General features: G+C 66.3%; 23 protein-coding genes. 13 read left to right on the top strand and 10 right to left on the bottom strand.

Features of this window, described 5'->3' with window-relative positions; genetic code table 11:
- The first annotated feature begins 4 nt into the window (after positions 1-4).
- On the top strand, positions 5-607 hold the full coding sequence (locus tag ACM9HJ_RS18425; RefSeq protein WP_416573225.1) for a GNAT family N-acetyltransferase: 603 nt from the start codon (positions 5-7) through the stop codon (positions 605-607).
- 358 nt (positions 608-965) lie between these two features.
- On the opposite strand, the gene trxA is transcribed toward ACM9HJ_RS18425, so the two are convergent.
- Complete coding sequence (trxA, locus tag ACM9HJ_RS18420) at positions 966-1,289, bottom strand: thioredoxin TrxA (RefSeq protein WP_416573224.1); 324 nt, start codon at positions 1,287-1,289, stop codon at positions 966-968.
- 285 nt (positions 1,290-1,574) lie between these two features.
- Between trxA and ACM9HJ_RS18415 the strand changes: the two genes are divergently transcribed.
- From ACM9HJ_RS18415 to ACM9HJ_RS18400, 4 genes are all read left to right on the top strand, one after another.
- The gene (locus ACM9HJ_RS18415) at positions 1,575-2,738 is read left to right on the top strand and encodes a hypothetical protein (protein ID WP_416573223.1); all 1,164 of its coding nucleotides are present in this window, start codon (positions 1,575-1,577) and stop codon (positions 2,736-2,738) included.
- A gap of 14 nt (positions 2,739-2,752) precedes the next feature.
- The gene (locus ACM9HJ_RS18410) at positions 2,753-4,138 is read left to right on the top strand and encodes a hypothetical protein (protein ID WP_416573222.1); all 1,386 of its coding nucleotides are present in this window, start codon (positions 2,753-2,755) and stop codon (positions 4,136-4,138) included.
- A gap of 182 nt (positions 4,139-4,320) precedes the next feature.
- Positions 4,321-5,715 carry a class II fumarate hydratase gene (gene fumC / locus ACM9HJ_RS18405; protein ID WP_416573221.1) on the top strand — a complete coding sequence of 465 codons (1,395 nt, stop codon included), beginning with the start codon at positions 4,321-4,323 and terminating at the stop codon, positions 5,713-5,715.
- 176 nt (positions 5,716-5,891) lie between these two features.
- Positions 5,892-6,053 (top strand): hypothetical protein, encoded by a 162-nt coding sequence (locus tag ACM9HJ_RS18400; RefSeq protein ID WP_416573220.1) that lies wholly within the window; start codon positions 5,892-5,894, stop codon positions 6,051-6,053.
- Here ACM9HJ_RS18400 and ACM9HJ_RS18395 read toward each other — a convergent pair.
- A complete protein-coding gene (locus tag ACM9HJ_RS18395) occupies positions 6,050-9,664 on the bottom strand; it encodes a hydantoinase B/oxoprolinase family protein (protein WP_416573219.1) in 3,615 nt (1,204 codons plus the stop codon). The two genes, ACM9HJ_RS18400 and ACM9HJ_RS18395, sit on opposite strands and share 4 nt — an antisense overlap.
- 228 nt (positions 9,665-9,892) lie before the next feature.
- On the opposite strand from ACM9HJ_RS18395, the gene ACM9HJ_RS18390 reads away from it, so the two are divergent.
- Positions 9,893-10,684 carry a LytTR family DNA-binding domain-containing protein gene (locus ACM9HJ_RS18390; RefSeq protein WP_416573218.1) on the top strand — a complete coding sequence of 264 codons (792 nt, stop codon included), beginning with the start codon at positions 9,893-9,895 and terminating at the stop codon, positions 10,682-10,684.
- 123 nt (positions 10,685-10,807) lie between these two features.
- On the opposite strand, the gene ACM9HJ_RS18385 is transcribed toward ACM9HJ_RS18390, so the two are convergent.
- From ACM9HJ_RS18385 to pdxH, 3 genes are all read right to left on the bottom strand, one after another.
- Positions 10,808-11,668, bottom strand: a complete 861-nt coding sequence (locus tag ACM9HJ_RS18385; protein ID WP_416573217.1) for an MBL fold metallo-hydrolase — start codon at positions 11,666-11,668, stop codon at positions 10,808-10,810.
- A 443-nt stretch (positions 11,669-12,111) separates the two neighbouring features.
- Positions 12,112-13,026 (bottom strand): cation diffusion facilitator family transporter, encoded by a 915-nt coding sequence (locus ACM9HJ_RS18380; RefSeq protein ID WP_416573216.1) that lies wholly within the window; start codon positions 13,024-13,026, stop codon positions 12,112-12,114.
- A gap of 14 nt (positions 13,027-13,040) precedes the next feature.
- A complete protein-coding gene (gene pdxH / locus ACM9HJ_RS18375; RefSeq protein ID WP_416573215.1) occupies positions 13,041-13,631 on the bottom strand; it encodes a pyridoxamine 5'-phosphate oxidase in 591 nt (196 codons plus the stop codon).
- Positions 13,632-13,790: 159 nt separating this feature from the next.
- On the opposite strand from pdxH, the gene ACM9HJ_RS18370 reads away from it, so the two are divergent.
- Positions 13,791-14,261, top strand: coding sequence for an RT0821/Lpp0805 family surface protein (locus ACM9HJ_RS18370; RefSeq protein WP_416573214.1), 471 nt, complete (start codon positions 13,791-13,793; stop codon positions 14,259-14,261).
- A 155-nt stretch (positions 14,262-14,416) separates the two neighbouring features.
- Positions 14,417-15,376 carry a DnaJ C-terminal domain-containing protein gene (locus tag ACM9HJ_RS18365; RefSeq protein WP_416573213.1) on the top strand — a complete coding sequence of 320 codons (960 nt, stop codon included), beginning with the start codon at positions 14,417-14,419 and terminating at the stop codon, positions 15,374-15,376.
- A gap of 153 nt (positions 15,377-15,529) precedes the next feature.
- Here ACM9HJ_RS18365 and ACM9HJ_RS18360 read toward each other — a convergent pair whose 3' ends face one another.
- On the bottom strand, positions 15,530-15,766 hold the full coding sequence (locus ACM9HJ_RS18360) for a hypothetical protein (protein ID WP_416573212.1): 237 nt from the start codon (positions 15,764-15,766) through the stop codon (positions 15,530-15,532).
- A 256-nt stretch (positions 15,767-16,022) separates the two neighbouring features.
- Here ACM9HJ_RS18360 and ACM9HJ_RS18355 point away from each other — a divergent pair, with 256 nt between their 5' ends.
- Together ACM9HJ_RS18355 and panC are read left to right on the top strand one after the other, a co-directional pair.
- Positions 16,023-16,469, top strand: coding sequence for a nuclear transport factor 2 family protein (locus tag ACM9HJ_RS18355; protein WP_416573211.1), 447 nt, complete (start codon positions 16,023-16,025; stop codon positions 16,467-16,469).
- A gap of 69 nt (positions 16,470-16,538) precedes the next feature.
- Positions 16,539-17,378, top strand: coding sequence for a pantoate--beta-alanine ligase (panC, locus tag ACM9HJ_RS18350; RefSeq protein WP_416573210.1), 840 nt, complete (start codon positions 16,539-16,541; stop codon positions 17,376-17,378).
- 361 nt (positions 17,379-17,739) lie between these two features.
- On the opposite strand, the gene ACM9HJ_RS18345 is transcribed toward panC, so the two are convergent.
- A complete protein-coding gene (locus ACM9HJ_RS18345) occupies positions 17,740-18,159 on the bottom strand; it encodes a VOC family protein (RefSeq protein WP_416573209.1) in 420 nt (139 codons plus the stop codon).
- 241 nt (positions 18,160-18,400) lie between these two features.
- Here ACM9HJ_RS18345 and amt point away from each other — a divergent pair, with 241 nt between their 5' ends.
- Entirely contained in the window at positions 18,401-20,530 is a 2,130-nt protein-coding gene (amt, locus tag ACM9HJ_RS18340) for an ammonium transporter (RefSeq protein ID WP_416573208.1), read from the top strand.
- 161 nt (positions 20,531-20,691) lie between these two features.
- On the opposite strand, the gene ACM9HJ_RS18335 is transcribed toward amt, so the two are convergent.
- The 3 genes from ACM9HJ_RS18335 to ctrA all read right to left on the bottom strand — a co-directional run bounded on the left by ACM9HJ_RS18335 (position 20,692) and on the right by ctrA (position 23,115).
- Positions 20,692-21,159 carry a DUF1203 domain-containing protein gene (locus ACM9HJ_RS18335; RefSeq protein WP_416573207.1) on the bottom strand — a complete coding sequence of 156 codons (468 nt, stop codon included), beginning with the start codon at positions 21,157-21,159 and terminating at the stop codon, positions 20,692-20,694.
- Between the two features lie 172 nt (positions 21,160-21,331).
- Positions 21,332-22,408, bottom strand: coding sequence for an NAD(P)/FAD-dependent oxidoreductase (locus ACM9HJ_RS18330; protein WP_416573206.1), 1,077 nt, complete (start codon positions 22,406-22,408; stop codon positions 21,332-21,334).
- The gene (gene ctrA, locus ACM9HJ_RS18325; protein WP_416573205.1) at positions 22,405-23,115 is read right to left on the bottom strand and encodes a response regulator transcription factor CtrA; all 711 of its coding nucleotides are present in this window, start codon (positions 23,113-23,115) and stop codon (positions 22,405-22,407) included. Before ctrA ends, ACM9HJ_RS18330 begins: the two co-directional genes overlap by 4 nt.
- 170 nt (positions 23,116-23,285) lie before the next feature.
- Between ctrA and fliI the strand changes: the two genes are divergently transcribed.
- A complete protein-coding gene (gene fliI / locus ACM9HJ_RS18320) occupies positions 23,286-24,611 on the top strand; it encodes a flagellar protein export ATPase FliI (protein WP_416573204.1) in 1,326 nt (441 codons plus the stop codon).
- The gene (locus ACM9HJ_RS18315; RefSeq protein WP_416573203.1) at positions 24,611-25,051 is read left to right on the top strand and encodes a hypothetical protein; all 441 of its coding nucleotides are present in this window, start codon (positions 24,611-24,613) and stop codon (positions 25,049-25,051) included. Before fliI ends, ACM9HJ_RS18315 begins: the two co-directional genes overlap by 1 nt.
- Positions 25,052-25,070: the final 19 nt, after the last annotated feature.

The following is a 25,070-nucleotide window of genomic DNA, read 5'->3' as shown; positions in this document are numbered from 1 at the left end:
CAGGATGATCCGTTTGATCCCTGATGGTCTGTTGAGCCCCCCGCCATTGCGCATCGACGGCAATGCCGTGTTCATCCGCCCGGCCCAGCCGCGCGACTGGAAGCAATGGGCGGATCTGCGGGAGGCCAGCCGGGAATTCCTGGTGCCGTGGGAACCAACCTGGCCGCCCGATGCCCTGACCCAGACCTCCTTCAACCGTCGCCTGCGCCGTCAGGCCGCCGAATGGCGCGATGACGAAACCTACAGCTTCCTGACCTTCGAACAGCGCACCGAACAGGTGGTGGGCGGTATCGGCCTGACCAATGTCCGGCGCGGCGTGGCCCAGATGGGCTCCATGGGCTATTGGTCCGGCCGCCCCTTCGCCCGGCGCGGCTATACGTCGGAAGCCGCAAGGCTGCTGCTGTCCTTCGCCTTCGGCCAGTTGGGCCTGCACCGGGTGGAAGCCGCCTGCCTGCCATCCAACCAGGCTAGCAGCGGCGTGCTGGAAAAGGTCGGCTTCACCAGAGAGGGCTATGCGCGGGCGTACCTGCGCATCAACGACAAATGGGCCGACCACGTCCTCTACGCCATCCTGCGCAACGACTGGGTGGCGCAGCAGGGACGGTAATAGCAGCCCCCGCTCTCCCCCTACCCCGTCATCCCGGAGAAAGCCGGGGCCCATGTCGTAGAGCAAAGCGCTTGTCACTTGGGCCCCGGCCTTCGCCGGGGTGACGGTAGTGAGGATGGAATTGGTCTGCTCAAACGCTTAACTTAGCGCCCATGGGCTTTCGCCGGGATGATGGAGAAGGGGGAAAGCATTTACCCGCCCAACAAAAAAGCCCGCCCCTCACAGGGCAGACTTTTCTGGAACCACACATCCCAACGGTCACCTCCGTGACCGTTGGAGGCCGCCGACTGGCGGCCCGGCGCACGTGCGCCGCAAGCCAAGCCGCCGGATGGCGGCGCCCGGCTTCTTGAGGGAAAACTTACAGACTCTGCTCGATCCAGCTCTTCAGCTGGCTCTTCGGCAGGGCGCCGATCTTGGTGGCGGCGACTTGGCCGTCCTTGAAGATCATCAGCGTCGGGATGCCGCGCACGCCATATTTGCTGGGGGCAGTCGGATTCTCATCGATATTCAGCTTGGCGATGGACAGCTTGCCGTCCAGTTCGCTGGCCAGGTCCACCAGGCTGGGGGCCAGCATCTTGCAGGGCCCGCACCATTCGGCCCAGAAATCCAGCAGAATCGGGCCTTCGGCCTTCAGCACGTCGGCTTCGAAGCTGGCGTCGGTGACATTGATGATTTCAGCCATTTTTCCCTCGGGGGGTTCCGTGTCAGTGGTGCAGCCCCCTCACGGGCCGCCTCTCAACAGGAAATGTAGGCACCCCCCCGACCCCTGGTCAAGCCGCTGCCCGCCGCACGCCTGCACTGCGCGATGCTTGTCTTGAAATCACCGGTTGGGGCCACGGAAAATTGTCCAACTCGCTAAAATACGAGATATAACAAAAGGCATGCTGCGATTGCGCACAATGCCCGGCCCCGGTCGGGTACGGCGGCGACTGGAACCCGCTGATCGGCGATGACCGGTGGGAGCGTGATGGATGGTTCGACGGATTGGCGGGCGATGACGGATCAGGCGGATGGCGGGCGCACCCGCAAGATGATGGAAGAGTTCGCGCCCGCAACGTTCGAGGAGCGCGGCGTCACCGTCCCCTTCACCACCCCGCTGCTGAGCCAGGCGCGCCTGCGCCGCGACCAGAACGAGAAGTTCGAATTCCTGCTGCCCAACTTCACCGCCGGCAAGGGCACCTATGTCCTGCCCTGGAAGGGGTTGCCCAGCGTCATGACCCTGACGCTGCATGACCGGCTGCTGTTCGAGGCGATCGAACAGCTGGAGACCCATTCGCCCGAACAGATCCGCGCCTGCGCCCTGTCGGTGCAGGCCACCGGCGTCTGCGGCCCCGACGCCGCCACCCGTGCCGCCGAACTGCGCGACCAGGATGCCCAGTATCTGGTGCTGACCCAGTTCATCCTGGTGACCGAACTGCTGAAGCTGGTCAATATCAGTGCGGCCGACCTGCTGCGCCCCGGCATGACGGCGGATGACAGCAAGCGCGTGGCCCGCCAGGCCCTGGCCAAGGTGGCCGGCATGGTCGATATCCAGCCCGACGACATGACCATGCGCGTCGACCAGCTGGGGGAGGCGGTGGCCCCCGTGGGCCTGCCGCACGCGCCCAAGCCCGGCCGCCTGCGCTCGCTGGCCAACCGGCTGGACGCGTTCGCGCAGGGCACGCAGCATTTCGCCGATACCGACCCGTCGGAGGCGGCGATGCTGGGCACCTATGTCGCCGCCGTCGCCAACCACACGCTGACCTTGGCCCGCCAGCGCATCGGCAAGCTGGACGCCGCCTGCCGCGATGCCAAGCAGATCATCAACGACGCGCCCAGCCTGCACAAATCCATCCAGGAATTCGTGGCCCGCATCTCCTGGCTGCTGGATGGCTGGGAATTCCTGATCGTCATGTGGGAAAGCGTGAAGGACGAGCCGTCGGCCACCCGGCAGACCAGCATCACCGACATTTCCCGCCTGCTGCCCATGATCCCGAAGGAGGAGATCAGCGCCGCCGCCGAAGGGCTGGATCTGGACGCCATCCAGCGCCTGCAGAAACGCTGGGTGCGCATGAACCAGGACTGGCGCACGGGCGTGCTGGATATGGACGCCGTCATGCGCCTTGAAGCCATGAAGACGGCCATGGGCTGAGGGGCGGCGACAGCATGAACGACAAGAACAAGCCCACCCAAGCCGCCGCACCCAAGCCCGTCAGCGACTGGGCTCTGCTGGGCGCCGACGTCTCCCGCCTGCCCGACCGCAAGCTGCTGCAGATCTACCGCCTGCTGGAACAGGTGGGCGACAAGCCGGAAGTGTCGAACGCGTTCGATGCGATGCGCCCGCGCCTGACCACCCTGCGCCCGCCGCGCCGGCCGGCCTTGTCGCGGCTGTTCTTCCTGCCATGCGAAGACCTGCTGGACGATCCCGACCATTATACCCGCCGCCTCAACCGCATCTGCCGCACCACCCTGGCACCCTGCTGGCAGGCGGCGAAGGAATTCATCCCCGCGCCCGTGCTGCAGGAGGCGCAGCGCGAGACCGCGACCGTCGATTATCGCGACGGTGCCGCCATCGCCGTCATCTGCGAGCCGCTGTGGCAGGCGGGGGTGGAGGCGCTGGCCAAGGTCATCGCCGAATGCCAGAACAACCTGAAATACAAGATTTCCCTGTTCGGCCGCGATGACGACGTGCAGCGCCAGCTGGACACGCTGCGCCAGGTGATGTCGGTGGCGTTCCGGATCGAGAAGCTGAAGGCGGCCCTGCCGCCCAAGCCCATCCTGGACCTGGCCGAATCGCATGTGGAGACCATCCGCAACGCCCTGATCGACTTGGGCAAAGAGGATGCCGGGCTGACCCAGCCGCTGCTGCTGGTCCTGGCCTCGCGCATGCAGCGTCCGGGCGAGCTGCTGCGCATGCTGGGGGAGGTGCGCCTGGGCGGCACGGTGGCGGAGAAGGAGAACCTGACCCGCGAGATGTCCGGCTATGTGGTGGGCAACCTGCTGCGCCAGACCTCGGATTTCGACCGCGAAAACCCGATGGTGCAGGGCGACCCCGCCAGCCTGGCCGCCGCCGCCGAACGTCTGGCCGACGGTCTGAATTCCGTGAACGACACGGTGCAGAGCCTGAAGGACAAGGACATCACCAACAAGGTGAAGAATGCCCGCGCCGAGATCGGGCAGTTCGTCCTGAAAAACATCTGCGCCGATGTCGACAAGGGCCTGACCGAGGCCCTGTTCGGCCACGGTCCCGGCCCCGCCAGCGACGAGGCGGTGAAGAAGGCCGAACAGTTCGCGCTGGCGCTCCGCCGTTCGTCCAAGCTGGCCGGCCCGCTGGGCATCCAGCGCGAAGTGGCGGCCAAGATCACCGAGGCGCGGCAGCAGGTGGTGACCAACACCGTCGCCTCCCTGCGCAACGCGCCGCGCAACCGCGACGGCTCCATGGGCCCCGACGCCCAGCGCCAGATGTTCAACGGCCTGCGCATGGTGGAAATCCTGGCCGGCTCCGACGAGGCCGAACGCCTGTTCCGCGAATGGAGTTCGCAGTACCGTTAAGAAACGGATTTCCAGCAATATCAAGGCCGGCGACCGCCGGCCCGCGCCACGTGGCGCGTAAGCCAAGCCCACGGATGTGGGCGCCCGGCGCCTGAGGGAACAAACAAATACCACCAGATGCGAAACGTTCGCAGCTGTGATAACCTCCGCATCCGTTTTGACAGCAGAAGGGGGGCCGGCCCATGGCCGCCAATGTCCGCATCGAAACCGACAGTTTCGGGCCGATCGAGGTACCGTCCGACCGTTACTGGGGTGCGCAGACCCAGCGGTCGCTGCATAATTTCAAGATCGGCGGGGAGCGCATGCCCCCGGCCCTGATCCGCGGCCTGGGCATCGTCAAGAAGGCCGCCGCCAAGGCCAATGTCGCCCTGGGACAGCTGGATGCCGGCATCGGCGACGCCATCATGCGCGCGGCGGACGAGGTGATCGACGGTACCCTGATCGATCATTTCCCGCTGGTCGTCTGGCAGACCGGGTCCGGCACCCAGACCAACATGAATGCCAACGAGGTCATTTCCAACCGCGCCATCGAGATGCTGGGCGGCGACATGGGCTCCAAGAAGCCGGTGCATCCCAACGACCATGTCAACCGGGGCCAGAGCTCCAATGACAGTTTCCCCACCGCCATGCATATCGCGGCGGCCGAGCGCATCCACCATGACCTGATCCCGGCATTGGAACAGCTGCACGCAGCATTGGCCGCCAAGGCCGGAGAGTTCGACAGTATCGTCAAGATCGGCCGCACGCATCTCCAGGACGCCACGCCCATGACCCTGGGCCAGGAATTCGGCGGCTATGCCCAGCAGGTGGAATACGGTATCGGCCGGGTGAAATCCGTCCAGCCCTCCCTGCTGCGTCTGGCCCAGGGCGGTACGGCCGTCGGCACCGGCCTCAACACCGCCAAGGGCTTCGACGTGGCGTTCGCGGCGGAGGTGGCCGCCATCACCGACCTGCCCTTCATCACCGCCCCCAACAAGTTCGAGGCTCTGGCCGCCCATGACAGCATCGTGGAGGCGTCGGGTGCGCTCAACACCGTTGCCGTCTCCCTGATGAAGATCGCCAACGATATCCGCCTGCTGGGCTCCGGCCCGCGCAGTGGCATCGGGGAGATCAGCCTGCCGGAGAACGAGCCCGGCAGCTCCATCATGCCCGGCAAGGTCAATCCCACCCAGTCGGAGGCCATGACCATGGTGGCCGCCCAGGTGATGGGCAACCATGTCACCATCACCCATGCCGGCGCCACGGGCCATTTCGAACTGAACGTGTTCAAGCCCGTGCTGATCTACAATCTGCTGCAATCGATCAAGCTGATCGCCGATGCCAGCCGCTCCTTCGCCGAAAACTGCGTCGTCGGCATCACGGCGAACACCGACCGCATCGCCAGGCTGATGGGCGAAAGCCTGATGCTGGTCACGGCCTTGAACCCGCATATCGGCTACGACAACGCCGCCAAGATCGCCAAAAAGGCCCACCATGAGGGCACGACCCTGCTGGAAGCCGGGCTGGCCCTGGGGCTTTTGACCGAGGCGCAGTTCAAGGAATGGGTGAAGCCGGGCGATATGGTGCATCCGGGGTGAGGGGGGGGTAACCCTCTCCCTTCAGCTTGGCGTCCCCCACGGAAGTTTGGGCTGTAACGCCGTTCCCCACTCACTACCGTCACCCCGGCGAAGGCCGGGGCCCAGGTCGTAGAGCGAAGCGCTTGTCACTTGGGCCCCGGCCTCCGCCGGGGTGACAGGTAGAGAGAAACGAGACAATGAGAAAGACGCTGCTCCTGATCGCCCTGATCCTGGGCCTTCTAGGCCTGGGCTATTTCCTCCACGCCTACCTCACCGTGGATCGCTGCCTCGACAGCGGCGGGCAATGGGATCGCACCAACGGCCTCTGCGTCGGTGCCGAAGCCAGCCTGAAGCATTAGCCGGGGTCAATCCGCCCCCACCCCCCACCCCCCGGCGTCTCGATCACGAACACATCCCCCGCCGCCATCGCCGCCTTGGCCGTCGCCGACAGCACCTCCACCGTCCCGTCCACCCGCTCCACCCGCGCGCGCCCCGGCAGCGCATCGCCGCCGCCCTCCAGCCCATAGGGCCGGACCCGCCGGTTGTTGGACAGGATGGCGGCCACCATCGGCTCCAGGAAGCGCACCCGGCGCTCCACCCCTTCCCCGCCCCTCCATCGGCCCGTCCCACCGGACCCGTCGCGCAACCGGAACTGATCCAGCATCACCGGGAACCGCCATTCCAGCACCTCCGGATCGGTCAGCCGGCTGTTGGTCATGTGCGTATGCACCCCGTCGGTGCCGGCGAAGCCCGGTCCGGCGCCCGACCCGCCGCAGATCGTCTCGTAATACTGGTACCGCTCATTGCCGAAGGTGAAATTGTTCATCGTCCCCTGCGATGCCGCCAGCACGCCCAGCGCGCCATAGAGTGCATTGGTCACCACCTGGCTGATCTCGACATTGCCGGCCACCACGGCGGCCGGATAGACCGGGTTCAACATGGAACCTTCCGGAATGATGATCTCCAGCGGAGCCAAACACCCATCATTCAGCGGAATATCGTCATCCACCAGGGTGCGGAAGACATAGAGCACCGCCGCCCGCACGATGGCCGACGGCGCGTTGAAATTGCCGGCCTGCTGCGCCGACGTCCCGGTGAAATCGATCGTCGCCGACCGCGCCGCCCGGTCGATGGACACGGCCACCTTCACATGCGCGCCGCTATCCATTTCGAGATCGAAATGACCATCCTTCAGCACGCCGATCACCCGGCGCACCTGCTCCTCGGCATTGCGCTGGACATGGCCCATATAGGATGTAACCGTTTCGATCCCGAAAAGATCAACCATCCGCATCAACTCATCCCGCCCCCGCGCGTTGGCGGCGATCTGGGCGCGCAGGTCGCCCAGATTCTGTTCGGTATTGCGCGCCGGATACGGCCCGGTGGTCAGCAGGTCGACCACTTCCCGTTCCAGCAGCACCCCGTCACGGACCAGCAGGAAATTATCGATCAGGATGCCTTCTTGATCGATATGGGTGCTGTCGGGCGGCATCGATCCCGGCGTGATGCCGCCGATATCGGCCTGATGCCCCCGGCTGGCCACCCAGAACAGGATTTCCCGGCCCGCCTGATCGAACACCGGCGTCACCACCGTCACGTCGGGCAGATGCGTGCCGCCGCGATAGGGGTTGTTCAGCATCACTGCATCGCCGGGCCGCAAGCTCTCCCGCCGCGCGTTGATCACCGTGCGCACACTGTCGCCCATCGACCCCAGATGCACGGGGATATGCGGGGCATTGGCGATCAGGTTGCCGCCGTCATCGAACAGGGCGCAGGAAAAATCCAGCCGTTCCTTGATATTGACCGAATGCGCCGTGTTCTCCAGCGCCAGGCCCATCTGCTCGGCGATGGACATGAACAGATTGTTGAAAACCTCCAGCATCACCGGATCGGCATCCGTGCCCACGGCCACCCGCGCCGGCAGCGCCACAACCCGGCGCAGCACCAGCCCGCCACGCGCCGTCACCCGCGCCTGCCAGCCCGGCTCGACCAGCGTCGTCCCCGTCGCTTCGGTCAGGATCGCCGGCCCATCGACCGTCACACCGGGCGCCAGCCCCTCGCGGTCATGCACCGCCACCGACAGCGCCTCCCCGCCCATCCAGACCGGCACAGTGGCGCGCGGCACCGGGGCCACCTGCACATCCGGTTCGCTCAGCGCATCACCGTCCAGCCGCTCGCCACTGGCCGCCACGGCTTCCGCCGACAGGCTTTCCACCACCAGCGGCCGGTCGGGCACGTCGAAGCCGAAGCGCTGGCGATGTTCAGCCGCGAAGGCGGCGCGCATGCCCCCCTCATCCCCGAACGGCACCTCCAGCGTCGCATCCGTCCCCGCCACCTTCAGGCGCGCCGTCCGGATCACCCGGATGCCACCGGCATCCACCCCCTGTTCCTGCAACTCCGCCGCCGCATCCGCCCCCAGGGCGTCCAGCACCGATGACAACTCGCCCAGCGCATCCGGCCCCAGCTCCAGCTCCACTGACCGGTCGCGCAACGCCCCCAGATCGGCCAGTCCCATGCCATAGGCCGACAGCACGCCTGCGAACGGATGCAGATAGACCGTCTTCATGCCCAGCGCATCGGCCACCAGACAGGCATGCTGCCCCCCCGCCCCGCCGAAACAGTTCAGGGCATAGCGGGTGACGTCGTATCCGCGCTGGACGGAGATATGCTTGATGGCATTGGCCATATTCTCCACGGCGATCTTCAGGAACCCTTCGGCCAGCGCGTCGGCCCCCATCGCCCGCCCCGTCACCGCCGATACCTCGGCCGCCAGTGCAGTAAACTTCTCCCGCACGACGTCGGCATCCAGCTTCTGGTCGCCATTGGGACCGAACACGGCCGGAAAGAAATCCGGATGCAGCTTGCCGACCATGACATTGCAGTCGGTCACGGTCAGCGGCCCGCCGCGGCGATAGGCGGCCGGGCCGGGGTTCGACCCGGCCGACTGCGGCCCCACGCGCAGCCGCGCCCCGTCGAACCGGCAGATCGACCCGCCGCCCGCCGCCACCGTATGGATGCGCAGCATCGGCACGCGCAGTCGCACGCCGGCCACCACGGTTTCCAGCGACCGTTCATAGGTGCCGGCATAATGCGACACGTCGGTGCTGGTCCCGCCCATGTCGAATCCGATGATCCGGTCGAACCCCTCGGCCGCTGCCGTCCGCACCGCCCCCACGATGCCGCCCGCCGGTCCCGACAGGATGGCATCGCGCCCCTGGAAGCGACCGGCCTCCGTCAACCCGCCATTGGACTGCATGAAATATAGCGGAATGCCGGGCAGCGCGTCGGCCACCTGCGCCACATACAGGCGCAGGATCGGCGACAGATAGGCATCGGCCACCGTCGTATCCCCACGCCCGACCAGCTTCATCAACGGGCTGACCTGATGGCTGGCCGACACCTGGGTAAACCCGATCTCCCGCGCACATGCCGCCACCGCCGCCTCATGCGCCGGATAGCGGTATCCATGCATGAACACGATGGCGCACGCCCGGTACCCCGCATCGAACGCCGTCCGCAGCCCCGCCCTGGCCGCCTCCAGGTCCAATGGCTGGCGCACCGTGCCATCGGCCATCACCCGCTCCGGCACTTCCAGCACGCTGGTATAAAGCTGTTCCGGCAGCTCGATCCGCCGCGCGAAGATCTTCGGCCGCGCCTGATACCCGATGCGCAACTGATCGCCCAGCCCGCCGGTGATGACCAGCAGCGTACGCTCGCCCTTGCGCTCCAGCAGGGCATTGGTGGCCACCGTCGTGCCCATGCGCACCTGATCCACCGCGTCCGCCGGCACGGATTCGTCCCGCGCCACGCCCAGCAGCTCCCGGATACCGGCCACGGCCGCATCCGGGTAGCGTTCGGGATTCTCCGACAGCAGCTTATGGGTCAGCAGCTTTCCATCCGGCCGGCGCGCCACGATATCGGTAAAGGTGCCGCCACGGTCGATCCAGAACTGCCAACGCCCATCCACCATCACGCACCTTCAACCCAAACCCGAGGAGGCGCGGAGTTTAGACCGGCTTTCCTTTGACTGGAAGCAATCCCCCTGTCCGTCATCCCTCTCTCTCTCCCCGTCATCCCGGCGAACGCCGGGATGACGAAGAAAGCACGCATTGGCACCATCGGGGGTGCCAGGGCAGTGGCAGCAAACGGGTCCATCCTTTATCCTGACCCCACCCGCCACCGCACCTAGCACCGCCCCATGCAGTCGCCCCCGCCCTTGTCCCGCCTCCTGGTGATCTGGATCGCCGCCTCCATCGCGGTGGCCATCGCGGGACCGTTCGGCACGATCAGCTTTCCGTTCGAACTGCGCCTGCCCTACTGGCTGGGACTTATCGGCATAAATCAGCTGAAATGGACCCTGTGGTTCCGCTTCGGCGTGCGGCGCTTCGGGCCGCAGCCGCGCACCATGATGCTGCTGGCGCTGGTCGGCGTCGTGGTCATCAACCTGCCGCTGCCGCTGGAGGTGATGCTGGCCAACATGGCCGTGGGGGCAAAGGGCGGCATGCATTACGCCACCGTCTATGGCAGTTCCGCCGCCATGGGCGTCACCCTGGCCCTGGGCATCGCCGCCCTGCAGCTGACCCGGCGCAAGACTGAAAGCGATGTTCCCATCCTGGAACCGGAGGTGCCGGCCGAATCCGCCCCCCTGACCGATGGCATCACCGGCAGCCTGCTGACCCGCGCCGGGGTAACGGATGCCGCCCAGGTGATGGCGGTGGAGGCGGAGGATCATTACCTGCGCCTGCATCTGGCCGACGGGCGCAAGCCGCTGGTGCTCTACCGGCTGCGCGACGCGCTGGCCGAACTGTCGCATCTGGAAGGCGAACAGGTGCATCGCGGCCATTGGGTCGCCGCCCGCGCCGTCCAGGGCCTGGAACGCCGCGAGGGCCGCAAATGGGCGCTGCGCCTGGAATGCGGCCTGCTGGTGCCGGTCAGCGCCACCTTCATGCCCGCCGTCCGCCGCCGGGGCTGGCGGGAACTGGCGGTTTAAACCCTATCCGGCAACAAACCGTAGGTCAGGTCGAGCCGGAGGCGAGCCCTGACAGCATGGCTTTCAATCCTTCTCTGTCAGGGCTCGGGCTTCGCCCTCGACCTGACCTACGCGCACCGACACCTATTCCGCCGCCACCGCCGCATCGACGCTAGGCAGGTTGAACATGTCCAGCACCGCCCCTTCGCGGGCGGCGAACGCACCGGGGAAGGCGCGCATGGCGTCGCGCTCGATGGCGGCCATGGCCTTGTCGTCATGGTCGGGATCATGGTGGAACAGGCACAGCCGCTTGGCACCCGCCGCCTGCACCAGCTTCACGCCCTCGTTCCAGGTGGAATGGCCCCAGCCGACCCGGGTGGCGTACTCCTCCTCGGTGTAGGTCGTGTCGTACAGCACGACATCGGCCCCCTCGATCAGGCGCAGGATATTCTCGTCCAGCTTGCCCGCCACATGCTCGGTATCGGTGACATAGCAGAAGGCCTTGCCGCCATATTCGATGCGGTACCCCAGCGCCCCGCCCGGATGGTTCAGGTCGCCGGTCTTCACCACCAGACCGGGGCCCAGATCCAGCTGGTCGCCGGCCGCCAGGTTCTGAAACGCCATCTTGGCGCGCATGGTGGTCAACGGCACGGGGAACAGCGGCTTTTCCATGCAGCTGGTCAGCACCTCGCCGATACAGTCACAGCCCGACAGGTCGCGGGCGAAGATGTCCAGGTTGAATTCCGGCCAGTATCCCGGCTCGAAGAACGGGAAACCATTGATATGGTCCCAATGCGCATGGCTCAGCAGCAGGGTGGCATTGCGCACCTTGTCGCGCAGGAAGCGCTTGCCCAGCGCGCGCAAGCCCGTGCCGGCATCCAGGATCAGCGTGCGGTCACCCGCCGTCACCTCGACGCAGCTGGTATTGCCGCCATAGGTCAGATGCGAGGCATAGGCGCAGGGAAAGGTACCGCGCACACCCCAGAACTTAACCTTGAACTCCATGATACGCCTCTGTGGCCGGGCATGCCCGGCCGTTGCTGCCCCCGGTTCCAACGGACACATTCCGCCAGACGCTTCGAAGGTTCCACGAAAATAAAGGCGGGCGTGCCGGTGCTCCTGTGACGCGGCACACAGGTCCGGTCACGAATCCGTCATGGCGGCAGTGCAATGGGATATCTTTTCGCCGGAGCGATGCATGACTACCACAGGGGCGCGCCTTCCCCGCGGAAATTCCGGCTGTGAGAGTTCCACACTCTCCACCGTCACCCCGGCGAAGGCCCATAGGCGCTGACTTAAGGGATTTGCACTGCCGTAGCAGCCCCTTCTACCGTCACCCCGGCGAAGGCCGGGGCCCATGTCGTAGGGCGAAGCGCTTGTCACTTGGGCCCCGGCCTTCGCCGGGGTGACGGTGGAGAGTGTGAGAACCCTGGCAGCCCAATTGTTGCTCACCGCCGTATCCGGTGATCCAGCCGTTCATCATCCAGCCCCGCCGGCTCCTGATGGATGGCGAACTCCGCATTGGGAAACGCCGCGCGCAGCTCGCGCTCGATCTCGTCGGTGATGTCATGGGCCTGGGCCAGCGTCAGGTCGGGGTCCAGTTCCAGGTGGAACTCGATGTGCTGGCCGATACCGGTGGAGCGGGTGCGCAGATCGTGCAGGCCCCGCGCCTGCGCATGCCCGCGCACCACCTCCTTGATCTTCGCCCTATCCTGGTCCGGCAATTCCCGGTCCATCAGCACGCCCAACGCCTCGCGCAGGATGCGGGTCGATCCCCAGACCAGGAAGATGGCGATCCCCAGCGCGAACAGCGGGTCCCAATAGGGCCATCCCGACCATGCCGTCAGCCCCAGCGACGCGATGACGGCCGAATTCATCAGCAGATCGCCGCTGTAATGCATGCTGTCCGCCGCGATCGCCATCGACCCCGTCCGCCGGATCACGAAGCGCTGCACACCCAGCAACAACGCCGTCATGGCGATGGCGAAGACCATGGTGATGATGCCCAGCTCCGGGCTTTCCACCGGCCTGGGTTCCGCCAGCCGTCCCACCCCCTCATAGGCCAGGAACATGCCCGACCCGGCCACGAACGCCGCCTGGGCCAGGGCTGCCAGCGGTTCCGCCTTGCCATGGCCGAACCGATGGGTGCTGTCGGGCGGCTGCAGCGCCTGCGCCACGCCCAGCAGCGTGACGACGGAGGCCAGCAGGTCGACCGAACTGTCCATCAGCGAGGACAGGATGGAGACCGCCCCCGTGGCCATGTAGGAGGCGAGCTTGACCGCGATCAGGATCAGGGCCACGGCGACGCTGGCATAGGTCGCCAGCCGCCGGTACCGCTCCGTCACATCCACCTTGTCCGCCACCTGGCACCCTTCCGTCAGGGATAAAGCCGGCCCTTGGCCCATTCCCCCTCACCCTCGCGGGTGAACAGGATACGATCGTGCAGCCGGTATTCGCGATCCTGCCAGAATTCCACCCGGTCGGGAACGACGCGGAAGCCGGTCCAGTGCGGCGGGCGCGGCACGGTCTCGCCGAACCGCGCCTCGGTATCGCGCACCGCCTGTTCCAGGGTGGCGCGGCTGTCCAGCGGACGCGACTGCTGGCTGGCCCAGGCGCCGATGCGGCTGCCATGCGGGCGGCTGGCGAAATAGGTATCGGCCTCTTCATCCGTCACCCGCTCCACCGGCCCCTCAATCCGCACCTGCCGGCGCAGCGACTTCCAATGGAAGGTCAGTGCGGCAAAATGACAGGCGGAAAGCTGGTCGCCCTTGCGGCTCTGCGTATTGGTGAAGAAGGTGAAGCCGCGATCATCCAGGCCCTTCAGCAGCAGGATACGCACCGACGGGCGGCCATCGGCCCCCACGGTCGCGACCGACATGGCATTGGCGTCATTGATCTCGGCGGCCTCGGCTTCCGCGAACCAGGCCTGGAACTGCGCGAACGGGTCGGTGGCATTTTCCAAAGTCATGGCATGTCTTCGTCATAGTTGCGCCTGAATTGGTGGGAAGGATAAGCAGCATGGGTTGTTTGTCCATGCCGTCCCCCGCATGGCACCCGTCCGCCGGTGGAAACGCCCGACGGTGAATAGTTGATGGGGGAAAGCATGATCCAAGAAAGGTCCTGAAGAATGCTGAGGAAGATCGTCGTCGCCACCGCCCTGGTGGCCCTGCTGGCCGGCTGTCAGAGCACGGCCGGCAACAAGCAGACCGGTGGTGCGGTCATCGGCGGCCTGATGGGCGGCCTGGCCGGCAGCCAGATCGGTGGCGGTTCGGGCAAGCTGTGGGCCACCGGCGCCGGTGCGGTGCTGGGTGCGCTGATCGGGTCCGAAGTGGGCGCCTCGCTGGACAAGGCCGACCGCGCCGCCCTGGAGCGCAACACCTACGCCTCGTTCAACGCGCCGCTGAACCAGCCCATCGTCTGGGACAATCCCAACAATTCCAATCGCGTCATCGTGACCCCGACGCAGGAGGGCCGTCAGGCCGGCACCGGCGCCTATTGCCGCGAATACCAGCAGACGATCATCGTCGGCGGCCGCAGCGAGGAAGCCTTCGGCCGCGCCTGCCAGCAGCCCGACGGCAGCTGGAAGATCGTGAGCTAAACACTCACAAACCCTATCCACCCTGCGCCAAGGCACCCCCTTGGCGCAGGGTTTTTTATACGGATGAGTTGGCGTCCCCCTGTCGGGCGGCTTGACCGGGGGCCACCGGGGCGTAGGATGCGGCAGTATTTCCCTTATCCGTGACCCTGGTGACCATGCGCGATCCCTACCTTGTCCTCGGCATAACGCGTAGTGCCTCCGCCGATGACATCAAGCAGGCCTTCCGCCGCCTGGCCAAACAGTACCATCCCGACCTGAACCCCGGCCGCCCCGACATCGAACAGAAGTTCAAGGAGGTCAACGGCGCCTACAGCCTGCTGTCCGATCCGGACAAGCGGGCGCGGTTCGACAAAGGGGAGATCGACGCGGGCGGCAGCGAACGGCCCGACCGTGGCTTCCGCCGCGCCTGGCAGAATGCCGGCCGCACGGGTCCGGGCGCCGGCCCGCGCGGTCCCGGTGCCGGTGGCCGTACGGGTGGCGACTCCGCCGACGACCCGTTCGCCGATGATTTCTTCAACGATATCTTCGGGGCCACCAAGCGTCGCTATTCCGCCGGTGGCGGTGCCGGGGTGAAGGCCAAGGGCAGCGACGTCAATTATTCCGTCTCGGTCAGCTTCGCCGACGCCTGCCTGGGCGCCAAGCGCCGCCTGACCCTGTCCACCGGCAAGACCATCGAGGTCAACATTCCCCCCGGCACCAGGGACCAGACCAAGCTGCGCCTGAAGGGCCAGGGTCTGGCCGGCCTGGGCGGGGCCGGGGCCGGCGACGCCATCGTGGAGGTCCTGGTCGACAACCACCCGCTCTTCACCCGCAAGGATGACGACATCCACCTGGACGTGCCGGTGACCTTGGCCGAGGCGGTGCTGGGGGCGGCCATCAAGGTGCCGACCCTGGACGGCCAGGTGGCGGTGAAGGTGCCGGCCGGTGCCAACAGCGGCACCGTCCTGCGCCTGAAGGGCAAGGGCATCCCCAATCCCGACCGCAAGGTTACGGGCGACCTCTATGTGAAGCTGGTGGTGATGCTGCCGGAAAAGCCCGACGCGGAACTGTCGGGCTTCATCGAGCGTTGGTCGAAGGGCAAGGATTACGACGTGCGTCGCAAGCTGGGTGTGTGAGTTTTACGCGTTCCCTCAAATACAGGACACCCACCGGCACGAGACATTGTCTCGTGCCGGTGGAGGCCAGCGACTGCTGGCCCGCGACCCCATGGTCGCGTAAGCCAAGCCGCCGGATGGCGGCGCCCGGCGCTTGAGGGCGCATGAAATGGTTCACTTCTTCTCTTCCACCTTTTCCATGGCGGCATCCGCCTTGTCGCGCAGATCGTCGACGGCCTCGCCGGCCTTGTCGCGCGCGTCTTCCAGCTTCTCGCCCGCCTTCTCGGCGGCATCGTCGATCTTCTCGCCGGCGCGCTCGGCCGGGCCCTTGTTGTCACAGGCGGTCAGCGCCAGCGGGGCGGCCAGCAGCAGGGCGGCCAGGGCGGTGTTGCGCAGAATATCCGTACGCATGATGTCTCTCCGTTGATTGTGCCACGCGGGGCCACTCCTGTTGGGTGGCCTTCCGGGTGGAAAACAGGGCGGACACGGCGAAGGTTCCCACGACCGAAAAGCCACGCCCGTCCCGTTAAGTTCCCGCGTCGCGATACTTCGCCGCTTCTGCTGTTGCGCTGATTTCCGGTTGCACTGTATCCATGGCATTCCGTGGAACCGTGCCGACAAGCGCCGGGAACGGTGTGGACGGGAAACGGACGGGATCAAGGCGCGCATGTCGGTGAATGGACAGGTCCCGGTCGATCAGGCGCTGGCGGCCTATATCCGCTTCTTCCAGGAACTGCGCCCGGAAACATTGGCGCGGCTGGACCGGCTGGCCGTACCGGACGTGCATTTCAAGAACCCGTTCAACGAGTTCCGGTCCCGCGACCGCATGAAATCGGTGTTCACCGGCTTGTTCGATCTGCTGGAACAGCCGCGCTTCATCGTCCGCGACCATGCCGTGTCCGAACAGACCGCCTATCTGCGCTGGGGCTTCGTCTATCGCCGCAAGGGCCAGCCGCGCCCCAGCACGATCGAGGGCATGTCGGAGGTGCGCTTCGATCTGGCCGGACAGGTGACCAGCCATGTCGACCATTGGGATTCCGGCCGGCAATTCTATGAAAAGCTGCCCATCCTGGGCTGGGTCCTGCGCAAGATCAGGTCCCACATGGCGGAATAACGCTTGCGGCGGGGCGGCTGAATGCCTACCTCCGTAACCGCTTGTCGCCCATCTGCCGGGAAACGATCCATGACCCTGCCCATCGTCCGCACCGTCGCCGATCTGCGCGCACAGGTGTCCTCCTGGCGGGCCCAGGGCCTGAAGGCGGCTTTGGTCCCCACCATGGGCGCCCTGCATGACGGGCATCTGACCCTGGTGCGCCGGGGCCGGGAACTGGCCGACCGGGTGATCGCGACCGTGTTCGTGAACCCCACCCAGTTCGGCCCGAACGAGGATTTCGCGCGATATCCGCGGGATGAGGCCGGCGACGCCGCCAAGCTGGCCGGCGCCGGCTGCGACCTGTTGTTCGCGCCGACCGTGGATGTGATGTATCCGGCGGGCTTCAGCACCAGCATCGATGTCGGCCCCGTCACCACCCGCTGGGAAGGCGCCTTTCGCCCCGGCCATTTCCAGGGCGTGGCCACCGTGGTGACCAAGCTGCTGCTGCAGGCCGGCGCCGATACCGCCTGTTTCGGGGAAAAGGATTACCAGCAGCTTTGCACCATCCGTCAACTGGTGCGCGATCTGGACATTCCCGTCGCCATCGAAGGCGTGCCGACGGTGCGCGAGGCCGATGGCCTGGCGCTCTCCTCCCGCAACGCCTACCTGTCCGCCGAACAGCGGCAGGTGGCGGGACAGCTGAACCGGGTGATGCGCACCACCATCGACCGGCTGCACGCCGGCGGGAGCGTCGAAACCATCCTGGCCGACGGCACCGCCGCCCTGCTGGCCGCCGACTTCACGGCGGTGGATTACCTGGCCCTGGTCGATGCCGCCACCCTGGAACCGCTGCCCACCCCCGCCCCCGGCCGCCTGATCTGCACCGCCCGGCTGGGGGCTGTGCGGCTGCTGGACAATATGGCGGTGTGATCCCCCCTCCCCCGTCATCCCGGCGCACGCCGGGACCCAGGAGCCACAGGAACAACCCTCTACGCCGCCTTGCCCAACGCTGCCGAGAGGTCGGGCATTTGGCCCCTGGGTCCCGGCTTTCGCCCATGGGCGCTAAGTTAAGGGATTTGCACTGCGGTAGAAGCCCCTTCTACCGTCACCCCGGCGGAGGCCGGGGCCCACTTCGTAGAGCGAAGCGCTTGTCACTTGGGCCCCGGCCTCCGCTGGGGTGACGGTAGTGAGAGCGGAATTGGTCTGCTCAATTGCCTAAGTTAGCGCCTATGGGCGAAAGCCGGGATGACAGGGGAGAAGCGGCAACGACAACCGCCCCCGCCCCCCAAAATCACCACACGCCAACATTCGCCATGCTGGTCCACGGCTCCGCCGGCGCCAGCGCCCCGCCCTTCTGCAACAGCTCGATCGAGATATTGTCCGGGGAGCGGATGAAGGCCATGCGGCCATCGCGCGGCGGGCGGTTGATGGTGACGCCCTTGTCCAGCAGCGACTGGCAGGTGGCGTAGATATCCTCCACCTCGAACGCCAGATGCCCGAAATTGCGCCCGCCCGTATAGACCTCCGGGTCCCAGTTATAGGTCAGTTCCAATTCGGCCTCGGGGTTCTCGGCGGCCCCCAGATAGACCAGGGTGAAACGGCCGGCCGGATGCTCGCTGCGGCGGGTTTCCTTCAGGCCCAGCTTGTCGCGATAGAAATCCAGCGACTGTTCCAGGTCGGCCACACGGACCATCGTATGCAGGTACTTCATCGTTTCGAATCCATGGGTTGGCGGGAATCATATCCCCATAACATGGGCGACGCCGGCCGCATATCCCAGCCCCGGCATGCATCTGCACACATGCGCACCCGCATAATTGGTATGAAAGTTCGATTGCAATGCAGCATGATCCGTGTTGGCATGGATGTTAGCGGTTCGAAACAATAATCATTTCCAATATTTCCGACGCCACCCCCTTACAGGGCAGGGATAGGCGCCGGCGGGGATTTGGATGACGAGTGATCCGGTCATTCATGTGTGGGTTCTGGTGGCGACGGCCCTGGTCTTCGCCATGCAGTTGGGATTCTGCCTGCTGGAGGTCGGGTTCGTCCGGGCCAAGAATTCCATCAATGTCGCCATCAAGAACGTGATGGATTTCTGCATCGCCGGATTCCTGTTCTGGCTGTTCGGCTATGCCATCATGTTCGGGCCGTCCTGGCTGGGCCTGATCGGCACCGACGGCTTCATGCCCGACCATCTGGATGCCTCCACCCCGCTGGTCTTCATCCTGTTCCAGATCATGTTCTGTGGCACCGCCACCACCATCGTCTCGGGTGCCGTGGCCGAGCGCATGGGCTATGGCAGCTACATCATCGTCTCCGCCGTGCTGTCGGCGCTGATCTATCCCGTCTTCGGCCATTGGGCCTGGGGCGGCATGGCCGGGCCGCAAAGCCAGGGCTGGCTCTCATCCATGGGTTTCATCGATTTCGCCGGCTCCACGGTGGTGCATTCGGTGGGCGGCTGGCTGTCACTGGCCGCCGTGCTGGTCATCGGGCCGCGTACCGGCCGCTTTGATCCTGGCGTGCGGGCATTGGGCAGCAACAACCTGACCATGGCCGCGTCGGGCGTGCTGGTCCTGTGGTTCGGCTGGCTGGGCTTCAATGGCGGGTCGGTGCTGGGCGACCTGGACAAGGCGCCGGGCGTGCTGCTGAACACGGTGGTGGCGGGCTGCGCCGGCGGTCTGGCCGGGCATTTCCTGTCGGTGCTGCTGGAACCCAAGCCGCGGGTGGAACATTTCCTCAACGGCATCCTGGGCGGTCTGGTCGGCATCACCGCCGGCGCCCTGGTCGTGGGCACCGCATCGGCCGCCCTGATCGGCGCCATCGCCGGCATCATCGTCATTGCCGGCGGCGCCCTGATGGACCGGCTGAAGATCGACGATGCCGTGGGCGCCGTGCCCGTCCACCTGTTCGCCGGCGTCTGGGGCACCCTGTCGGTGGCCCTGTTCGGCGATGTCAGCCTGTTCGGCACCGGCCTGGGCCGCTGGGAACAGCTGGGGGTGCAGGCGCTGGGCGTGGTCGCCTGCGGTGCCTTCACCTTCGGTAGCGGCTATATCGTGCTGCGCATCATCAACCGCTTCTTCCCCCTGCGCATCGATGTGGAGGCGGAACGGCTGGGCCTGAACGTCGCCGAACATGGCGCCACCTCGCCCATGCTGGATCTGGCCGCCGAGATGGAGCGCCACCGGCAGGAGGGTAATTTCGACCGCCCCGTGCATGTGGAGCCGCAGTCGGATGTGGAACTGATCGCCGCCCAGTACAACCGCGTCATCGACCGGGTGACGGCGGAGATCCAGCGCCATTCCCTGCTGCTGGAGGAGTTGGGCAAGGCCAAGGTGGAGGCCGACAATTCCAACCTCGCCAAGTCGCAGTTCCTGGCGACCATGAGCCATGAGCTGCGCACACCCTTGAACGCCGTCATCGGCTTCTCCCAGCTGATCGCCGACCAGGCCTATGGCGATATCGACCAGCATTATGTCGAACATGCCCGTGACATCCATGATGGCGGCAAGCATCTGCTGGCCCTGGTCAATGACGTGCTGGATTTCTCAAGGCTGGAAGCCGGAAAGTTCCAGCTGAACGAACAGCCGCTGGACCTGCCCCGCGTCATGCGCGGCGTTCACCGGCTGATGCTGGCGCTGGCTGAAAGCAACAGCCTGGGCCTGACCTTGGAGGTCGACCCCAGCCTGCCGGCCCTGATGGGCGATGAACGCGCCATCCGTCAGATCCTGATCAATCTGGTCGGCAATGCCGTGAAATTCACGCCCGCCGGCGGCAAGATCCGCATGGCGGCCACATTGGAACCCGACCGCCGCCTGTGCCTGACCGTGGCCGATACCGGCATCGGCATGGAGCAGAACCTGGTATCCCGGGCCCTGGAACCCTTCACCCAGCTGGAAGGCGGTCTGGCCAAGGGCCATGGCGGGTCGGGTCTGGGTCTGTCGCTGGTCAATGCCCTGGTGCGCCTGCATGACGGCACCCTGGTCATCCAGACCGCCCCCGGCAAAGGCACCAACGTCTCCATCCGCCTGCCCGTCGAACGCACGATCGAGGCGGCGGCGGCGGAACGCAAGGTGGGGTGAGGGATACCCTTCCCCCTCTCCACGTCATCCCGGCGAACGCCGGGACCCAGGGGCCACAGGATCAAACCTCTACGCCGCGTCGATCAACGCTGCCGAAAGGTCGGGCACGCCGCCCCTGGGTCCCGGCGTTCGCCGGGATGACGGCAGAAGGGTAAGACCCCTCACCCCCGATCCACCCGCCCCGCATAGCACCCGCGCCGCGCCAGATGCACATGCAGATAGGCCACTTCCGGCACCTCCAGGTACCGGCGGAACAGGGCGTCGGCCTCCTTGCCCTCCACCACATCGGCATCGACGATCATGTCGTCCGCGTCATAGGCCCGGACCGACAGGATGCGCTTTTCCATCATCCCCGGCACCGCATCGGTCGCCACCACGGTCTCCGCCGGCCCCTCCGTCACAAAGATCGGCCCCTCGGCGCGATAGGGCCCGTTGGCCGGCTGGTGCTGGTATGACAGCAGCAGCACGGGCGTCCCCGCCGGCACATCCGCCAGGGTGACACGGCAGGGATAAAGCCCGTCCCCCGGTGCCACCATGCGGCGGACACCCTTGTCGGCCAGCGCCTGATCATCCAGGCCGAACAGATGGGCGAAAGGGGCGGATTGCAGGCCGGTGACGCGGTAGGCCATGGGGAAACTCCGTGGAGGGGATATCGATGGCCCGACCGTGCCATCCCCTTCCCCGCCCCGCGACCCGGTTCTTGCGATTCCGTAGGTCAGGTCGAGGGCGAAGCCCGAGCCCTGACAGAACAGGCTTTCCAGCAATATTGTCAGGGCTCGGCATTTGCCTCGACCTGACGCTTCACAGCAACCACCGCCCCTCGGCCCAGCGCAGCGCCCACAGCGCCGTGCGGCCCAATGTCCAGCGCCCGGCCCAGCTGGCCAGCGCCTCGCCATTATCCAAATCCACGAACAAAGGCGGGCGATGCCGGGGCGCCTTGCGCGGCACCAGATCGGTGACCAGGGCCGACAGGTTGTAGCCCAGCACCCCCCAGCCCGCATGCCGCCCCCCGGCCGGCCGCACCGCCTGCCCCACCGCCAGCACATGGTCCAGCCCGGCCACCCGCAGTTTCTCATCCGTGCGCAGGCAGCCGTCGCCATCGACATCCAGCAAGCTGGTGCGCAGCCAGGCCGGCCCCGCCGGCCCCGTGGCATTCAGGAACAGGTCGAAGGCCACGCGGTCGCCGCCGTCCAGCACCGCCTCGTTGCCCTCCACCGCCTTCACCGACGCCATTTCCTGCAGGATCGCGCCATGGGCCGCCAAATTCTCCAGCAACCGCACGCCTGCCCGTTCCGGCAGCCCGGTCAGCAGCCGGCGGCGCGCCAGGATGGTGATGGACACATGCCCGCCCAGCCGGGCCGCCAGCGCGATGATGGCAATGGCCAGTCCCACCGCCTCCACCCCGCCCCCGGCGATGGTCAGCGCCACCACCCGGCCCGGATGCTGCTCGAACCGCGCCTCCAGCGCCGCGCGCAGCTCCAGCAGCCGCGACAGGGGCCGCGTGGCGAAGCACCTTGCATGCCCCGCCGTGCCCGGCAGCGGCCGCGTGCCGGCATCGGGTGCCAAGGACAGGATGTCGAACCCCACCGGCTCGCCCTCATGGCGATGCACCAGCCCGGCCTTCAGATCCAGGCCCAGCACATCATCATCGATGAAGGATGCCCCCGCCGTGCGGGCCAGATCACCCGCATCCAGGCGGGCGGTGGCGGGATCGATGCGGCCGGACAGCACGGCCGGCACGGCCTCGGCCCAGATTTGCGGGGCCGGCGCCAGCAGGGTCACCGCATGCCCACGCCCGGACAGGGCGGACAGGCGTTTCAGCAGGGGTGGCCGCGCATGGCCGCCACCCAGAAGCAGGATGCGCTGGCCAGCCCTCACCCGGCGGCCTTCGCCGCCACGGCACCCTCCGTCGGGTCGCGCAGCACATAGCCGCGGCCCCAGACGGTCTCGATATAATTCTCGCCCTCGGTGGCGGTGGTCAGCTTCTTGCGCAGCTTGCAGACGAAGACGTCGATGATCTTCAGCTCCGGCTCGTCCATGCCGCCATAGAGATGGTTCAGGAACATCTCCTTGGTCAGGGTCGTGCCCTTGCGCAGCGACAGCAGCTCCAGGATGCCATATTCCTTGCCGGTCAGATGCAGGGGGGCCCCCTCCACCGCCGCACTCTTGGCGTCCAGGTTGACGGTCAGCTTGCCGGTGCGGATGACGCTTTCCGAATGGCCCTTGGACCGGCGGATGATGGCCTGGACCCGCGCGATCAGCTCGCGCTTGTCGAACGGCTTGGTCAGATAATCATCGGCGCCGAAGCCCAGGCCCTTGATCTTGTTGTCCAGGTCGGACAGGCCCGACAGGATCAGGATCGGCGTGTTGACGCGCGAGGCGCGCAGGCGGCGCAGCACCTCGTACCCGTCCATGTCGGGCAGCATCAGGTCCAGGATGATGATATCGTAATCATAGAGCTTGCCGATCTCCAGCCCGTCCTCACCCAGGCTGGTGGCATCCACGATGTAGCCGCCTTCGGCGGACAGCATCAGCTGGATGCTTTTCTGCATGGCGGCATCGTCTTCGACCAGCAGGACGCGCATGATCAGGTTCCTCGGGCTTTCAATGGGCATTAACCCATCTAAGGCAGATAGGTTAACAGAGCCTCTACGGATATGCTATCCGACCATAGGCAATGCTAGGGGTATAGGCATGTCCATTGGTATGTGTTGGTCTGTTCCGGCACAATCATGCCGAGGATTTGGAGCCCTCCATGCTTGACCATGATCAATTGCTGCAAGAGATCAACGGCTTGCCCGCCTATGCCGTGTTCGGCCGCGTCACGTCGGTGCTGGGCATGATGGTGGAGGTCGGCGGGGTGGAACGCCGCCTGTCCATCGGCGGGCGCTGCCGCGTCATCACCCGCGGCGGCAAGCCGGTGCCATGCGAGGTTGTGGGCTTCCGTTCCGGCCGCGCCCTGCTCATGCCCTTCGGCACGCTGGACGATATCGGCCTGGGCTGCCGGGCGGAGGTGGCGGAGGGTCAGGCGTCGATCTACCCGACGCAAGCCTGGCTGGGCCGCGTCATCAACGCGCTCGGCCAGCCCATCGACGGCAAGGGCCCCCTGCCTCAGGGGGAGACCCCGATCCTGATCAAGGCCAGCCCGCCGCCGGCCCATGCCCGCAAGCGGGTGGGGGCCAAGATGGATCTGGGTGTCAAATCCATCAACACCTTCCTGTCCTGCTGCCGCGGCCAGCGCATGGGCATCTTCGCCGGCTCCGGCGTGGGCAAGTCGGTGCTGATGTCGATGCTGGCCAAATATACCGAGGCCAATATCAGCGTCATCGGCCTGATCGGCGAACGCGGGCGCGAGGTGCAGGAATTTCTCGAACACGACCTGGGGCCGGAGGGCATCGCCCGCTCCGTGGTCATCGTCGCCACGTCGGACGAGCCGCCGCTTATGCGTCGTCAGGCCGCCTATATGACCTTCGCCGTATCGGAATTCTTCCGCGATCAGGAACAGGATGTGCTGTGCCTGATGGACAGCGTCACCCGATTCGCCATGGCCCAGCGCGAGATCGGCCTGTCCGCCGGTGAACCGCCGACGACCAAGGGCTATCCCCCCACCGTCTTCGCCGAACTGCCGCGCCTCTTGGAACGCGCCGGCCCCGGCACGGGCAAGGGCACGATCAGCGGCCTGTTCACCGTGCTGGTCGAAGGCGGCGACATGGAGGAACCCATCGCCGACGCCGTGCGCGGTATCCTGGACGGCCATATCGTCATGGAACGCCGCATCGGGGAGCGCGGGCGCTATCCCGCCATCAACATCCTACGCTCGGTCAGCCGCACCATGCCCGGCTGCAACACGCCCGAACAGAACGCGCTGGTCGGCAAGGCGCGGCGCCTGATGTCGGCCTATTCGGACATGGAGGAGATGATCCGCCTGGGCGCCTATCGCAAGGGCAACGACCCGCAGGTGGACGAGGCCATCCACTATAATCCGGCGATCGAGGCCTTCCTGCGCCAGGGCAAGGGGGAGCGCAGCACGCTTGACCAGGGCTATGCCGAACTGGCCGCCATCCTGGGTAGTGCCGGCTGATGCAGGACCTGAAGCCGCTCATCCGCCTGAACCAGCGCGAGGTGGACCAGCGCCGCCGCGTGCTGGTGCAGTTGCAGGAGGCTTTGGCCAAGCTGCTGGAGGAGCGCGAGGCGTTCGAGCGCCAGGTGGTGGCGGAACGTGAACTGGCCTTCACCGACCTGATGCTGGCCCGCTCCTACCCCGCCTTCGCCCGGCTGGCGGAGATGAAGCGCGAGGAATATGAACGCCGGGCCGCCACCCTGCGCCTGGAGGCCGAACGCGCCGAGGAAGCGGTGGCCGAGGCGTTTCGCGAGCTGAAAAAGTTCGAACAGGTCCAGGAACAGCGCGACCAGGCCGCCAAGGCCGCCCGCAAATACCGCGAAACCCAGATGTTCGACGAGGTCGCCTCCATCCGCTTCTCCCGCCAGCAGGGTGCGGCGGAGGAAGAGGGGGAGGGGTAGTTCGTTCCCGTAAAACTCT

The sequence above is a fragment of the Niveispirillum sp. KHB5.9 genome (assembly GCF_048066115.1).
GTDB lineage: Bacteria > Pseudomonadota > Alphaproteobacteria > Azospirillales > Azospirillaceae > Niveispirillum.
The sequence above is the reverse complement of the archived record's forward strand: the minus strand, read 5'-3'. Positions and strand labels throughout refer to the sequence as shown.